Source organism: Variovorax sp. 278MFTsu5.1 (genome assembly GCF_048305045.1).
GTDB classification, from domain to species: Bacteria; Pseudomonadota; Gammaproteobacteria; order Burkholderiales; family Burkholderiaceae_C; genus Variovorax; species Variovorax guangxiensis.
Window position 1 is genome coordinate 6,753,953 of sequence record NZ_CP157622.1, and the last position, 14,345, is coordinate 6,768,297.

At 69.4% G+C, this 14,345-nt stretch carries 16 protein-coding genes; 7 read left to right on the forward strand and 9 right to left on the reverse strand.

Going from position 1 to position 14,345, the window contains the following annotated elements; translation table 11 throughout:
• Positions 1-46: 46 nt before the first annotated feature.
• The 5 genes from ABL844_RS31555 to ABL844_RS31575 all read right to left on the reverse strand — a co-directional run bounded on the left by ABL844_RS31555 (position 47) and on the right by ABL844_RS31575 (position 4,260).
• A complete protein-coding gene (locus ABL844_RS31555) occupies positions 47-1,027 on the reverse strand; it encodes a tripartite tricarboxylate transporter substrate-binding protein (protein ID WP_418130059.1) in 981 nt (326 codons plus the stop codon).
• A gap of 43 nt (positions 1,028-1,070) precedes the next feature.
• Positions 1,071-2,276, reverse strand: coding sequence for a M20 aminoacylase family protein (locus ABL844_RS31560; protein ID WP_418130060.1), 1,206 nt, complete (start codon positions 2,274-2,276; stop codon positions 1,071-1,073).
• A gap of 112 nt (positions 2,277-2,388) precedes the next feature.
• On the reverse strand, positions 2,389-3,243 hold the full coding sequence (locus ABL844_RS31565) for a pirin family protein (protein WP_418130061.1): 855 nt from the start codon (positions 3,241-3,243) through the stop codon (positions 2,389-2,391).
• The gene (locus tag ABL844_RS31570) at positions 3,240-3,824 is read right to left on the reverse strand and encodes an NADPH-dependent FMN reductase (protein WP_126020975.1); all 585 of its coding nucleotides are present in this window, start codon (positions 3,822-3,824) and stop codon (positions 3,240-3,242) included. Before ABL844_RS31570 ends, ABL844_RS31565 begins: the two co-directional genes overlap by 4 nt.
• 52 nt (positions 3,825-3,876) lie before the next feature.
• Complete coding sequence (locus tag ABL844_RS31575) at positions 3,877-4,260, reverse strand: DoxX family protein (RefSeq protein ID WP_418130062.1); 384 nt, start codon at positions 4,258-4,260, stop codon at positions 3,877-3,879.
• 86 nt (positions 4,261-4,346) lie between these two features.
• Here ABL844_RS31575 and ABL844_RS31580 point away from each other — a divergent pair, with 86 nt between their 5' ends.
• Positions 4,347-5,249: a LysR family transcriptional regulator gene (locus tag ABL844_RS31580; RefSeq protein WP_418123448.1), complete on the forward strand. Its 903-nt coding sequence runs from the start codon at positions 4,347-4,349 to the stop codon at positions 5,247-5,249.
• 47 nt (positions 5,250-5,296) lie between these two features.
• Entirely contained in the window at positions 5,297-5,773 is a 477-nt protein-coding gene (locus ABL844_RS31585) for an FKBP-type peptidyl-prolyl cis-trans isomerase (protein WP_418130063.1), read from the forward strand.
• A gap of 21 nt (positions 5,774-5,794) precedes the next feature.
• Here the strand turns inward: ABL844_RS31585 and ABL844_RS31590 are convergent, their stop codons facing one another.
• Positions 5,795-7,375: a CHAD domain-containing protein gene (locus ABL844_RS31590; protein WP_418130064.1), complete on the reverse strand. Its 1,581-nt coding sequence runs from the start codon at positions 7,373-7,375 to the stop codon at positions 5,795-5,797.
• A 173-nt stretch (positions 7,376-7,548) separates the two neighbouring features.
• On the opposite strand from ABL844_RS31590, the gene ABL844_RS31595 reads away from it, so the two are divergent.
• Both ABL844_RS31595 and ABL844_RS31600 read left to right on the forward strand, forming a co-directional pair.
• Positions 7,549-7,965: a VOC family protein gene (locus ABL844_RS31595; protein WP_184639211.1), complete on the forward strand. Its 417-nt coding sequence runs from the start codon at positions 7,549-7,551 to the stop codon at positions 7,963-7,965.
• Positions 7,966-8,132: 167 nt separating this feature from the next.
• Complete coding sequence (locus ABL844_RS31600; protein WP_418130065.1) at positions 8,133-9,209, forward strand: pirin family protein; 1,077 nt, start codon at positions 8,133-8,135, stop codon at positions 9,207-9,209.
• Here ABL844_RS31600 and ABL844_RS31605 read toward each other — a convergent pair.
• From ABL844_RS31605 to ABL844_RS31615, 3 genes are all read right to left on the reverse strand, one after another.
• On the reverse strand, positions 9,206-9,496 hold the full coding sequence (locus ABL844_RS31605; protein ID WP_093195879.1) for a YciI family protein: 291 nt from the start codon (positions 9,494-9,496) through the stop codon (positions 9,206-9,208). The two genes, ABL844_RS31600 and ABL844_RS31605, sit on opposite strands and share 4 nt — an antisense overlap.
• A gap of 118 nt (positions 9,497-9,614) precedes the next feature.
• A complete protein-coding gene (locus ABL844_RS31610; protein WP_418130066.1) occupies positions 9,615-10,622 on the reverse strand; it encodes a Bug family tripartite tricarboxylate transporter substrate binding protein in 1,008 nt (335 codons plus the stop codon).
• 73 nt (positions 10,623-10,695) lie between these two features.
• Complete coding sequence (locus ABL844_RS31615) at positions 10,696-11,787, reverse strand: tartrate dehydrogenase (protein WP_418118531.1); 1,092 nt, start codon at positions 11,785-11,787, stop codon at positions 10,696-10,698.
• Between the two features lie 122 nt (positions 11,788-11,909).
• Between ABL844_RS31615 and ABL844_RS31620 the strand changes: the two genes are divergently transcribed.
• From ABL844_RS31620 to ABL844_RS31630, 3 genes are all read left to right on the forward strand, one after another.
• Positions 11,910-12,839, forward strand: coding sequence for a LysR family transcriptional regulator (locus ABL844_RS31620; RefSeq protein ID WP_418123461.1), 930 nt, complete (start codon positions 11,910-11,912; stop codon positions 12,837-12,839).
• A gap of 101 nt (positions 12,840-12,940) precedes the next feature.
• Complete coding sequence (locus tag ABL844_RS31625; protein ID WP_418130067.1) at positions 12,941-14,017, forward strand: M4 family metallopeptidase; 1,077 nt, start codon at positions 12,941-12,943, stop codon at positions 14,015-14,017.
• Positions 14,014-14,343 carry a protealysin inhibitor emfourin gene (locus tag ABL844_RS31630; protein ID WP_418130068.1) on the forward strand — a complete coding sequence of 110 codons (330 nt, stop codon included), beginning with the start codon at positions 14,014-14,016 and terminating at the stop codon, positions 14,341-14,343. The genes ABL844_RS31625 and ABL844_RS31630 overlap by 4 nt, the downstream gene beginning before the upstream one ends.
• Positions 14,344-14,345 lie beyond the last annotated feature (2 nt).

Genomic DNA, 14,345 nt, shown 5'->3' on the forward strand with positions numbered 1-14,345 from the left:
ATTTTTACATAATATCGCCTGAGGCTTGTAATTTCCCTCCCGTCAGTCAGTCGACCTTCGCCCCCGACGCCTTCACCACCGCCCCCATCGCATCCCAGTCCGCACGCAGCAGCTTCTGGAACTCCTCCGCGCTCTGGCTGCGCGGCTCCACGCCCAGGCGCTTGAAGCGTTCCTGGATCGCCGGGTCGGCCAGCACCTTGTTGGTGACGGCGTTCAGGCGCTCGACCTCGGCTTTGGGCGTGCCTGCGGGCGCGAGCAGGCCGATCCACGAGTCGAAGGCGTAGCCGGGCAGGCCGCTCTCGGCCACGGTCGGCAGCTTGGGCAGGAAGGGGCTGCGCGACTGGCCGGTGGAGGCCAGCAGCTTCATGCGCGCGTCCTCCTGGAAGCCCATCACGCCGATGCTCGACGAGATCACCGCCTGCACGCGGCCCGCGAGCACCTCGTTGACGGCCTCGCCGGTCGACTTGGTGGGGATGTGCGTCATCTGCAGGCCCGCCTTCGCGAGGAAGGAGGCCATCGCCAGGTGCGTGGCGCTGCCGTTGCCGGCGGAGGCGTAGTTGTACTTGCCGGGGTTGGCCTTGACCTCCTTGATGAAGTCGGCCGTGCTCGACACGCCCATGCCGCTGGCCACCGCCAGCACGTAGCCCGCGTTGCCGACGTTGGCGACGCCGACGAAGTCCTTCAGCGGGTCGTAGCTGAGCTTGCTGTAGAGAAAGCCCGCGATGTTGTGGCTCGCGGCCGCGAGGATCAGCGTGTTGCCGTCGGCCGGCGCGCGCGCCACGATGGCCGCGCCCACGGTGCCGCCCGCGCCCGCGCGGTTCTCGACGATGGCGCTGGCGTTCAGCGCGGCGCCCAGCTCGTTGTTGAAGGCGCGCGCCACCGTGTCCTGCACCGCGCCGGTGCCGAAGGGCACGACGATGTGGATCACGCGCTGCTGCGCATGCGCCGGAACGCCGATCGCCAAAGCAGCGGCGCCGGCCGCGAAAAAGGCTGCGAGAGAACGTCGGGTGAACGGGGTCGTGCTCATCTGGGTGGCCGCTTTCATCATCAACAGGAAAAGGGAATGCCGATCAGCCGCGCGCCGGCAGCCAGCGCTGCACCAGCTTCACGAAGTAGCTCGCGCCGATCGGGATGATCTCGTCGTTGAAGTCGAACGAGGTGTTGTGGATGATGCAAGGCCCGGGCCCGTGGCCGTCGAGCCGGTGGTCGCCGTCGCCGTTGCCCAGGAAGGCGTAGCAGCCGGGCCGCGCGAGCAGCATGTGGGCGAAGTCCTCGGCTCCCATCACGGCGGGGAAGTCGTCGGTGACCATGTCGTCGCCCACCACCTCGCGCATCACGCCGGCCGCGAAGCGCGCCTCGGCCGGATGGTTCACGGTCGGCGGCGACGAGCGCTTGAAGAACACCTCGGCGGTGCAGCCGTGCGCCGCCGCCACGCCAGCCGCCACTTCACGCAGGCGGGCCTCGAGCTTGTCGATGGCGTCGATGGAGAAGGTGCGGATGGTGCCGCCCACGGTGGCGACGTCGGGAATCACGTTCGGTGCATCGGAGCCCTGCAGCTGCGTGACGGCGAGCAGCGCACGCTCGGTGCTCGGAATGGTGCGCGCCACGATGGTCTGCAGCTGCTGCGCGAGCGTGACCACCGCCGCCACCGGGTCGATGCCGGTGTGCGGCATCGAGGCATGCGTGCCGCGCCCACGCACGGTGATCATGTAGGTGTTGCTCGAGGCCATCAGCGCGCCTTCGTTGAGCGCGAAGCGGCCCACGTCGCCCACCGGGAAGTTGTGCAGCCCGAAGACGGCGTCGCACGGGAAGCGCTCGAACAGGCCCTCGTCGATCATCTTCTTCGCGCCGGCCTTGCCCATCTCCTCGGCGGGCTGGAAGATGAAATTCGCCGTGCCGTCGAAGTCGTCGGGCCCTTGTTGCGACAGGTGCCAGGCGGCGGCCAGCAGCATGGTGGTGTGGCCGTCGTGGCCGCAGGCGTGCATGCGGCCGGGGTTGGTCGACTTGTGGGCGAACTCGTTGGCCTCGTGCAGCGGCAGCGCGTCCATGTCGGCGCGCAGGCCGATGGTGCGGCTGCCCGTGCCCTTGCGCAGCACGCCGACGAGCCCCGTGCCCGCGATGCCGCGGTGCACCTCGATGCCCCACTCGGCGAGCAGCTTCGCGACCTTGTCGGAGGTGCGGTGCTCCTCGAAGCCGAGCTCGGGGTGCGCGTGGATGTCGCGCCGGATCTCGACGAAGCGGGCGGCGTTGGTGACGAAGGAATCGGCGATGTTCATGGCGGGGCTGAGGCTGGCTGCAAAACCAGTCGGATCGTTCGATGAAGGATGAAGCGAACGATTCTGGCGCAGCCGCCCGCCCGGCGCATGCCGGGTTACTAACTACCCGGGGCTAGGCGAGCCGCCCTTCCTGCCGCAGCTTCGCGCCGATGCGCCGGATCTCGGCCTCGCCCTGCTCGAGAGCGGCCTTGCTGGTGTGCACCGAGTAGTAGCCCATCACCAGTTCGTGCGGATGCTTCACTGCCGAGCCCAGCACGAAGGACGTGTCGCCGTGCGCCACGAAGTCGATGGCCGCGCCCGACTCCTCGAACACAGTGAGCTCGCCGGCGGCGATGGGGCCGCCCGTGTCATCGCCCGCCTCAAGGCTGCCTGCGTCGACCGCGACCCAGCCCACGGTGTGGCCGGCCGGCGGCACATAGCTCCAGCGCTCGCCGTCCTTCAGCTTCACGGCCAGGTAGTTCATCGGCGAGGGCGCCGCGACGGGGCTCTGCGCCGCGCCGTATCGGCCGAGCAGCACGCGCGCCGGGCCTTCCTGCGGCACCTGCGAGGGCGCGAGGTACATGCTCTGCGCGGGCGCGTTCTCTTCCGAGGGCGGCAGCGCCACCCACAGCTGGAAGCCGCTCACGCGCTCCACGCCGGGCGCGGGCGCGCCGGTGTGCCACACGCCGTTGCCGGCGCGCATCCACTCGACGCCGCCGCCATGCAGCGTGCCCTGCTCGCCGGTGGTGTCCTCGTACTGCGTGTCGCCTTCCATCAGCCAGGTCAGCGTGGCGATGCCCGAGTGCGGATGCAGGCCAAAGCCCTTGTGGCCGCCCGTGACGTCGAAGCCGAAGAGGTCCAGGAACACGAAGGGCTTGAGGAACTCGCCCAGGTCGCCTGGGCTCATCAGCCGCGTGATGCCGCCGTGGCGCGAACCGCGCGTACGGTAGACGATGGCGCGGGCCCGCGTTGCGACTGCGGCGGTCATACGGCCTCCCTTGCGGTCTTCAGTGCCTTAGTCCACCAGGCGATGTCGTCGAGCAGAGCCGTGGCCGACTGCGCGAGGTGCGGGAAGTCGCCGAAGCTCTTGCCCTGCTGCCAGATGCCGAGGAACTCGACCATGCCGATGTGCACCGCGTGGCGCACCGGCGCCATCTGCATCTCGACGGCCACCAGCCGCAGCTGCTCGACCGCGCGCGCAGCACCCACGCCGCCGTAGCCCACGAAGCCGATCGGCTTGCGGATGAACTCCTTGTAGGCCCAGTCGATCGCGTTCTTCAGCACCGCGCTGGGGCCGTGGTTGTACTCGGGCGTGACGACGATCAGGCCGTCGAAGCTGGCCAGCTTCGCCTGCCAGCGTTGGGCGGCCTCGTTCTTCACCGGGCCCCAGGCCGGCGCGCCGGCTTCGTCGAAAAGGGGCAGCGGGTGGTCGCGCAGGTCGACCAGCTCGAAGGCAAGGTCGGTGCGCTGCTTCGCGATCTCGTGGATCCACTGCGCGGGCTTCTCGCCGAAGCGGCCTTCGCGGGTGGAGCCGAGGATGATGCCGATGCGGGGTTGTTGTGCGGTCATGAGGTACTCCGTGGGGTCTGGAAGAAAAAGAAGAAGAAGAATGAAGGGAAGCTCAGGCGGCCGCGGCCGGCTGCGGCACGGGCCACAGCCGCCAGGCGACGAAGCCCGACAGCGCAGCCAGCACCACGGCCGGCGCCGGGTTGCCGCCGATCAGCGCGAGGTGCGTGGCTACGGCACAGACCATGGTCGCGAACAGCAGCAGGCCGCCGAGGAAGCCGGTCGCGGGCACCAGCAGCAGCACGGCGCCGCCGACCTCGACGAGGCCCGTCACGTAGCGGAACCACTGGCCGAAGCCGATGGCGTCGAACACCTGGACCATCTGCGGCGCGCCGGCCAGCTTTGCGGCTCCGGCAGTACCGAAAGCCAGGGCCAGCAGGATGCGCACGCCCCAGACGATGCGGCGTTGCGTGGGGGAAGCGAGCGATGTGGAAGTCATGGGCAGAAGGTTAGGCGCGCACCTATTGATCGACTAGACGGTAGAGTCGGATTGCACTCGTCCATGAATTGAAGGAATCAGCCGCCATGTTCGACCTCAACGACGTCGCCGTCTTCGTCCAGGTGGTGCGCCACGGCAGCTTTGCCGAGGCCGCCCGGCGGCTGGGCCTGCCGCCCAACACCGTGAGCCGGCGCATCCAGCAGCTCGAATCGCAGCTCGGCACCCGACTGATGCAGCGCTCCACCCGCAAGCTCACGCTCACCAGCGCCGGGCAGGATTTCCACGACCGGTGCGCCGGCCTGATCGACGGGCTGGCCGCCGCCGGGCAGGCGCTGGCGGCCGGCGGCCAGGAGCCCAGCGGCCTCGTGCGGGTGGCCGCGCCGGCGGACTTCTTCGATTTCTTCCCCATGGAATGGGTGGCCGACTTCCTGGCCGAGCACCCGCTGGTCAAGCTCGACTTCGTGCTCAGCGACGCGTCCGCCGACCTGATCGCCGAGCGCATCGACGTGGCCTTCCGAGGCGGCGTGCTGCGCGACTCGGGCTATGTCGGCCGGCGCCTGGCCACCCGCAGTGCAGGCCTGCTCGCGAGCCCCGCCTACATCGCGCGGCGCGGTGAACCCCACAGCCTGCAGGATCTGGCCGGACACGACTGCGTGACACCCTCGACGCCCACCGGCCACACCACCTGGCGCCTCACCGGCCCCGACGGCGTGGAGGAAGAAGTGCAGGTCACCGGCCGCTTCACCGGCAACACCGCCCAGGCGCTGCGCAGGGCCGCGCTGGCCGGGCTGGGCATCGCGCAGCTGCCACCCGCCATGGCCACCCGCGACGAGCAGGCCGGCCAGCTCGTGCGCGTGCTGCCGCAGTACGAGTACGCCGGCCGGGGGCTCAACGTGGTTTATCCGAGCCGCAAGCACCTGCCGCTGGCGGTGTCGGCCTTCATCGGGCTGGTGATGGGCAAGCTCGACCAGATGGACGTGCTCAAGTAGCCGCACCGCCGCCTGCGCCTTCGGGTTTCGGCCGAGAATGCGACCCCATGAAAATCGCAAAAGACACCGTTGTCACCATCAAGTACAAAGTCTCCGACGCCCAGGGCAAGCTCATCGAGGCGAGCCCCGAGCCGATGGCCTACCTGCATGGCGGCTACCAGAACACGCTGCCCAAGATCGAGGAAGCGCTGGACGGCAAGGAAAAGGGCTACCAGACCGTTCTGAGCCTCGCCCCCGAAGACGCCTTCGGCGAGCGCGACGAGTCGCTGGTGCGCAGCATCCCCAAGACCGACTTCCCGCCCGGCGTGAAGGTCGGCGGCCAGCTGCAGGGCCGCCTCGACGACGGCCGCGAGCACGTCTTCACCGTGATGAAGATCAAGGGCCCGGTCGTGCTGCTCGACGGCAACCATCCCTGGGCCGGCAAGGCGCTGAAGTTCAGCCTGCAGGTGACGGACGTGCGCGCGGCGCAGCCGGTGGAGATCGAGCACCGGCATGTTCATGGGGCGCATGGGCACCATCACTGAACGGGCCGTGTTCATCCACGGCTAGCTTTTCTTCCAGAACCTCGCCGCATCCTCGATCTTCGCGAGCGCCTTGCGGCAGGCCTTCGCCCCAGCCGCGTGCCGCGCGGTGAACCATCCCACCGCGAACCATGCGCGCGCGTCGCGCGCGGTGGCCTCGCGGTACAGGGCGAGCGCGACGGCCTCGTCGTTGAATTCGCCGAGCGCGTCCTGCGCGGGGCGCAGGGCCTTCAGGTAGCGGCCGGCGGCGCCGCCTTCTTCCTTCTCGTCGAACAGCGGCGCCACGAACTCTGCGAGGTAGCGCAGGCGCTTGAGGCGCTTGCGCACGCGGTGCTGGCTTTCGGTGTCCAGCGATTCGAAACGCTCGCCGTCGCGCAACACCTGCCTGTGGAGCCGCCGCAGGCGCTTTCGCAGAAGGCGGCGGGCGTCGTTGGCGCCTACCGGTGCTGATGGCGGATCGCCTTCCGCGGCAGTCTCGGGCGCCGGTTCGGCCGGCTTCGCCGCGGTGAAGCCGATCAGCGAGACGAGCACGTTCTGGAAGGCCGGGGCGCGCACGATGTCTGCGGGCGAGGGCGCATCGGCTGCAGCGGCATCGTCGGCGGCCAGCGGGTCGAAGTCGGGCGCGCCGGCTTCGCGCAGGCGCGGCTGGGCCAGCTTCACGACCTGCTCGCGGTCGCGCAGTGCACCGAGGGCGCGGAAGGCGTCGACGAGCGGAGGCTCCCATTCGGCGGCTTCGGCAAGGCCGGAGGCGGGGTCGAGCGGCGCGAGTTCGCGCAGAGCGGTGCGCAGGCGGCGGATGCCGATGCGCAGCTGGTGGATCTGCTCCTCGTCGGTGCTGCCCGCGGCGATCTCGCTCGCGTTCGGCAGCATCTGCGCGAGGCACGAGGCGACTACGGCCTGCCGGATGGCCAGGCCGTCGGGGTGCTGGTCGGCGAAGCGCGGGGTTTCGGCCTTCACGGCCTCCACGGTTTCCCGCGCCGCCAGCAGACGCGCGCCGCGCTCGGCCTTCGAGACGGTGCTGAACCACAGCCCGTGCTGCTGCGACCAGCGCCGCGCGAGCGAGACCAAGCCCTGCACGTCGCCGCGCTTGAGCTCCAGTTCGAGCTCGCACACCAGCGATTCGCGCTGCTCGGGCGTGCCGGCGTGGGCGACGACCTTGCCGACGTCCAGCGCCATCTCGACCACCGCGCCGCCGGGCCCGGTGACGCGCACCTCGCGCGTGAGCCGCACGATGTCGGTCGATTGCCGTTCGACCAATTGCGTGCCATCCGCCAGCAATTTCGCAAGCCGCTCGCCCACGGGCGTGCCCTGGTGGCGCTGGGGATCGATCTGCGGCGCCGGGCCCGTCGTGCCCAGATCGACGTTGTGCTCCAGCCGGTGCAGGGCGTTGTCACCGGTGGCCTTGACGGTCTGAACCCAGCGCCGCCCCTCCTTGCGCAGCCGCAGCACCATGCCGTCGGCGGCCAGCCGCTGGTCGGCGGTGTCGAAATAGCGGGCCTGCAGGCGGGTGCGCACGACGGTGCCGCGCCTGAGGGCGGCTTCGACGGCCTTCAGGCGGCCGGAGGGGATGCAGAACTTGAACTCGATTTCCATGATGGTGGCCATGATGCCCGGTCCGTTTCTCCCCTTGCAATCGCGGTCGCATCGACCGGATCTCGGGCTTCGAAAAAGATGTGGACGCCGTCCATTTGATTTGATATCGTTTGTGGACGGCGTACACAAAACGCCGGAAAACACCTCCACAACCCACTTCTTTTCTTCATCGACAGGACGACACCATGGCCACCAAGCAGATCTTCGTGAACCTCCCCGTCAAGAATCTCGACAAGACCAAGGCGTTCTTCGCCGCGCTGGGCTACACCTTCAACGAGCAGTTCACCGACGCCAATGCCGCGTGCATGGTCGTTCAGAAGGACAGCATCCACGTGATGCTGCTGGTCGAGGAGTTCTTCAAGACCTTCACCACCAAGAGCATCACCGACACCGCCAAGAGCACCGAAGTGCTGCTGTGCCTGTCGTGCGAGAGCCGCGCCGAGGTCGACGAACTCGTGGCCAAGGCCAAGGCCGCCGGCGGCACCACGCCGACCGAGCCGAAGGACTACGGCTTCATGTACGGCCACGGCTTCCAGGACATCGACGGCCACCTGTGGGAGCTGGTCTACATGGACCCGAACGCCGAGATGCCGAAGCAGTAAGGCGCCGGCAGGCCGCCGGAAGAGAAGGACGACCGATGCCCATCGTTCCATACGCGCTCTTCACCGTTGCACGCAAGGCACCTACCGCAAGGCGGCGGCGCCCCGATATTCCAGGCACTGGCGCGGCATCATCGGCCGCGCCCCACCTGGAAAGGATTAGCAGCGCCATGACCGGCAACAACAGCAAGAGCCCCATCGTGCGGATCGCCCCCCTGGGCTTTCCGTGGCAGACGATCGACCCGTTCCTCTTCTGCGTCTACCACGACGACGCCTACCCCAAGGCCAACGGCCGCATGGGCCCCGAGGCCTCGCTGGCCGGCCGCCAGATCGGCCAGGACTTCAGCCGCAAGGACGGCTGGAGCATGTACCACGGCGAGACAGTGCCGGGCTTTCCCTCGCACCCGCACCGCGGCTTCGAGACCGTGACCATCGTGCGCAAGGGCCTTGTCGACCACTCCGACTCGCTGGGCGCCACCGCGCGCTTCGGCGGCGGCGACGTGCAGTGGCTCACGGCCGGCAAGGGCATCGTGCATTCGGAGATGTTCCCGCTGCTCGACGCCGCCTCGGCCAACCCGCTGGAACTGTTCCAGATCTGGCTCAACCTGCCCGCCAGGAACAAGATGGCCGAGCCGCACTTCACGATGTTCTGGTCGGAGGCCATCCCGCGCTTCGTTTCCGACGACGCGAAGGGCGGCCGCACCGAGGTCGCGGTGATCGCGGGCCGGCTCGGCGGCGGCGACGCGCAGGCCCCGATCCAGCCGCTGGCCCCTCCGCCCGACTCCTGGGCCGCACAAGCCGATGCCGACGTGGCGATCTGGACGCTGAAGATGACGCCCGGCGCGCATTGGACGCTGCCCGCCGCCGCCGGCGAAGGCACGCGGCGCATGCTGTACTTCTTCAAGGGTGCGACGGCGCTGGTCGGCGGCGAGCAGGTGCAGGGCCCGGCTGCCATCGAGCTGCGCGCGGACGTGGCCGTCGAGATCGCCAACGGCGATGCGGAAGCCGCGGAGTTCCTGGTGCTGCAGGGCCGCCCGATCGCCGAGCCGGTGGCGCAGTACGGCCCCTTCGTGATGAACACGCAGGCCGAGATCAGCCAGACCATGGCCGACTACCGCCGCACACAGTTCGGCGGCTGGCCCTGGAAAGACCCGGCGCCGGTGCACGGCCACGACGCGCCGCGCTTCGCCCGGCATCCCGGCGGGCGCGAGGAGCTGCCGGCGGAAGCGGCTGGAAAGCCGGCCTAGAAAGTCTTGAGGATCTCGACGCTCGGCGCCGTCATGCGCGGCACGAACTCGATGACTTCGGTGCGCGCCACCCCGCCCTGCACGAAGGGGTCGCGCGCCAGCACCGCCTCCAGGCCCTCGCGGTCGCCCGAGCGCGCGAGGATCACCCCACCCTGGCGCGGCACCTGCCGGCCCGAGGCCACGAAAAGACCGCTTTCGTAGTGCTTCTTGAGCCAGACCATGTGCGCATCCATCAGCGCGTCGACTTCCTCGAGCGGACGGATGTAGGTGAGGGTGACGATGAACATGGGCGGGTGGCGGTGATTTCGGAAGCCCTGATCCTATGGCCTCGGCGACCCGGCCGCTGAACGCAGGTGTGCGCGTGCGTAACCGCCTGCACGCCGCCGGCCGCCATTCGCTGCGGCGCTATTCGATCGCCACGCCGCCTTCCTTCACCAGCTTCGCGAACTTGGCCGTCTCCTCGCGGATCTGCCGCGCCATCTCTTCCTGCGTGCCGCCCAGCGGCTCGGCGCCGATGGCCTGCATGCGCTGCGCGAAGTCGGGCGAATGGATGATCTTCACCATCTCGGCGTTCAGCCGCGCCACGATCTCCTTCGGCGTGGCCGCGGGCGCGAGCACGCCGAACCAGGTGCCGATGTCGAAGCCCTTGAGCCCGGCCTCCTCCAGCGTCAGCACCTCGGGCAGCACCGACGAGCGCCGCGCGGTGGTCACGGCCAGCGCGCGCAGCTTGCCACCCTTGATGTGCTGCAGCACCGGCGTGATGGTGTCGAAGGACATCGCCACCTGCCCGCCGAGGAGGTCGGTGGTCAGCGGCCCGCTGCCCTTGTAGGGCACATGCAGCAGCTTCGCGCCGGTGCTGGCCTGGAACTGCGTGCCGATCAGGTGCTGCGCCGTGCCGTTGCCGTTGGAGCCGTAGGCCAGCTTCTCGGGCGCGGCCTTGGCGAGCGCCACCAGTTCGGCCACGTTCTTCGCGGGCGTGTTCACGGCGTTGACGACCAGCACGTTCGGCACCATCGCCACCACGGTGATGGGCGCCAGGTCCTTCTGGAAGTCGTAGGGCAGCTTCCTGTAGACGCTGGTGGCGATGGTGTGGTGCACCGCGCCCATCAGCAGCGTGTAGCCGTCGGGCTTTGCCTTCGCCACGTAGTCGGCACCGAGCGTGGCGCCGGCGCCGGGCTTGCTCTCGACCACCACCGGCTGGCCCAGCGACTGCGAGAGCCTGTCGGCCAGCGCGCGGGCCAGCACGTCGGTGGTGCCGCCGGCGGGAAAGGGCACGACGAGGCTGATCGGCCGCACTGGCCAACCAGGGGTGGACTGCGCGAAGGCGAATGCGGTGGTGCCCAGTCCCATTGCGATGGCTGCGGCCTGCAGCAAGGTGCGCCGATACGGACGCGCGTTCAAGGAAGCGTTCATGGTCTTGTCTCCGGCTCGTTGTTCTGCGGCGCGCGCTTCGAGGCGCGCGGATACCGTGGAATCTCGGGGCGGATCAGGCCGCCAGCCGCAGCGGCTCGGCCGCTATGTGCGCGCACACCGCGCGCGTCACCTGCTCTGTGGTCGCGTTGCCGCCGAGGTCGCGCGTGTGCAGCGCGGGGTTGGCCGTGACGTGCTCCACCGCTGCCATCACGCGGCGCGCGGCCTCGGCCTCGCCCAGGTGCTCCAGCAGCATCACCACCGACCAGAAGGTGCCCACCGGGTTGGCGAGCCCCTTGCCCATGATGTCGAAGGCCGAGCCGTGGATGGGCTCGAACATCGACGGGTAGCGCCGCTGCGGGTCGATGTTGCCGGTGGGCGCGATTCCCAGGCTGCCCGCGAGCGCGGCCGCGAGGTCGCTGAGGATGTCGGCGTGCAGGTTGGTGGCGACGATGGTGTCGAGCGTGGCGGGCCGGTTGACCATGCGCGCGGTCATCGCGTCCACGAGCTCCTTGTCCCAGCTCACGTCGGGGAACTCCTTGGAGACCTGCAGCGCGATCTCGTCCCACATCACCATCGCGTGGCGCTGCGCGTTGCTCTTGGTGACCACCGTGAGCAGCTTGCGAGGGCGCGAGCGCGCCAGCCCGAAGGCGAAGCGCATGACGCGCTCCACGCCCGCGCGGGTCATCATGCTCACGTCGGTGGCGGCCTCGATCGGATGGCCCTGGTGCACGCGGCCGCCGACGCCGGCGTACTCGCCCTCGGAGTTCTCGCGCACGATCACCCAGTTCAGGTCTTCCGCCCTGCAGCGCTTCAGCGGCGCGTCGATACCGGGCAGGATGCGCGTGGGCCGCACGTTGGCGTACTGGTCGAAGCCCTGGCAGATCTTCAGGCGCAGGCCCCACAGCGTGATGTGGTCGGGAATGTGCGGATCGCCCGCGGAGCCGAAAAGAATCGCGTCCTTGCCGCGCAGCGCATCGAGGCCGTCGGCCGGCATCATCTCGCCGTGCGCGCGGTACCAGTCGCCGCCCCAGCCGAAGTCCTCGAAGCTGAACTTCAGCGCGCCGCCCGAGGCCTCGGCCAGCGCCTCCATCACCTGGCGGCCTGCGGGTATCACTTCCTTGCCGATGCCGTCGCCGGGAATGGTTGCAATGCTGTAGCTGCTCATCGTCGATGTCCTTCTTCGTGTGTAGGTGCTCTGTCGGGCTCCCACTGTAGGATCGGCCGCGTCGAACGATTCACGCCGGAAGTGAATCCATCGTTAACCTGAATTCAACAATCGGATCGACCATGGCAGCCCCGGTACAGCCCGCCGACCTTGGTTTCTTCTCCACGCTCGCGGCCAGCGGCAGCCTGAGCGCCGGAGCGCGCGAGCTCGGCATCAGCACGCCCGCGGTGAGCAAGCGGCTCGCGCAGATGGAATCGCGCCTGGGCGTCACGCTGGTGAACCGCACCACGCGGCGCATGAGCCTCACGCCCGAAGGCGAGCTCTACGTGGCGCACGCGCGCCGCATCCTCGGCGAGATCGACGACATGGCGCAGCTGCTGGGCGGCGCCAAGGGCGAGCCGCAAGGCCTGCTGCGCGTGAACGCCACGCTGGGCTTCGGACGCAGCCACGTGGCGCCGCTGATCTCGAAGTTCGCGAAGAAGCATCCGCAGGTCGAAGTGCAGCTGCAGCTCTCGGTGAACCCGCCGCCGCTGACCGAAGACGCCTTCGACGTCTGCATCCGCTTCGGCGCGCCGCCCGAGGCCCGCGTGATCGCGCGGCGCATCGCATCGAACCGGCGCCTGCTGTGCGCCTCGCCGGCCTACCTCGCGCGCGCCGGACAGCCCAAGGTGCCCAACGACCTCACGCGCCATCGCTGCATCGGCATCCGACAGGGCGACGAGGGCTACGGCATCTGGCGGCTGAGCACCGGGCGCGGCAGCGCGCAGCGCACCGAGGCGGTGAAGACGCGCGGCATGCTCAGCACCAACGACGGCGAGATCGCGGTCAACTGGGCGCTCGACGGCCACGGCATCCTGATGCGCGCCGAGTGGGACATCGCGCGCTACCTGCGCAGCGGGCGCCTCGTGCAGGTGCTCGCCGCCTACCGCACGCCCGACGCCGACATCTACGCGGTGTATCCGCAGCGCCACCAGCTGTCGGCGCGCGTGCGAACTTTCGTCGACTTCATGGCCGCTGCGCTGGGCAAAGACGACATGCCGCCCAGGGCTTGAGGCTCGATCCGACAGGGGCGAGCCTGTGTTTCTGCTACGGTGTTCCGGAACCGTCGACACCCGTTCGACACCCGTGAAAGACACCTGGAGAAAGGCCTGCCATGCCCTCGCGCGACCCGCAGATGCTGCCCCCCGCCTTCGTGCCGCCGTACCTGCTGAGCCGGCTCGCCGAAAGCGCCAACCCGCCGCTGAGCGACTGCGCCGCCAACACGCTGACCATCGACCGCGAACATCGCGCGCTGCGCGGCCTGGTGCCGCCGGCGGCGGTCTCGAACATCACCGGCACGCCGGTGCGCCCAGCGCGGCCCGATTCGCCCGAGCGCGCCGTCCACGATGCGGGCCACACGACCGAGCTGCCCGGCAGGCTGGTGCGCACCGAAGGCAAGCCCGCCACCGGCGACATCGCGGCCGACGAAGCCTACGAGCACCTCGGCGCCACATGGCGGCTGTACCACGACGTGTACGGGCGCGACTCCATCGACGGCGCGGGCATGCCGCTGACCGGCAGCGTGCATTACGGCAGGAACTACGACAACGCCTTCTGGAACGGCGCGCAGATGGTGTTCGGCGATGGCGACGGCCAGGTCATGAACCGCTTCACCATCGCGGTGGACATCATCGGCCACGAGCTCACCCACGGCGTGATCGACCACGAGGCCGCGCTCGTCTACCAGGGGCAGCCCGGCGCGCTGAACGAATCGATCTGCGACGTGTTCGGCGTGCTGGTGAAGCAGCACACGCTGAAGCAGACCGCGCGGCAGGCCGACTGGCTGATCGGCGCCGGGCTCTTCATGCCGAGCGTGAAGGCGAAGGCCCTGCGCTCGATGGCCGAGCCCGGCACCGCCTACGACGACCCGGTGATCGGCAAGGACCCGCAGCCCGCGCACATGAAGGACTTCGTCTCCACCACGCAGGACAACGGCGGCGTGCACATCAACTCGGGCATTCCGAACCGCGCCTTCTACCTGGCTGCCGTTGCCGTGGAAGGACCGGCGTGGGAGGGCGTGGGCCGCGTCTGGTACGACACGCTGCGCGACAGGCGCCTGCGCGCGGACGCCGACTTCGCGGCCTTCGCAACGCTCAGCATCGAGATGGCGTCGCGTCGCTTCGGCGCGGGCAGCGCGGTGCACAAGGCCGTGGCCGATGCATGGCTGGCCACCGGAGTGACCGAGCCATGATCCGCCTGCCGCCGCTCGATGAAGCCACCGTCGTGCGCGTGACGCGCGAAGGCGGGCTGGCCTACCTGCCGGGCCTGTCCCGGCCGCGCAGCTTCCAGCTCGGCGACTGCACCGACGCGCTGCGCCAGCAGATCGGCGACGCGCTGCAAAGCGCCGTACCCCATGCCGGCCGGCCCGGCGCGACAGTGAGCGGCGGCGACCAGCGCTTCTATCGCGTCGAGGTGCTGGTGCAGGGCACCGAGGAAATCTCCGTGAGCTTCGAAGTCCCGGAAGCCGAGGCGCCCGAAGCGTTGGTGCACCTGTGGAAGGACGCGGGCACGCCCTGAAG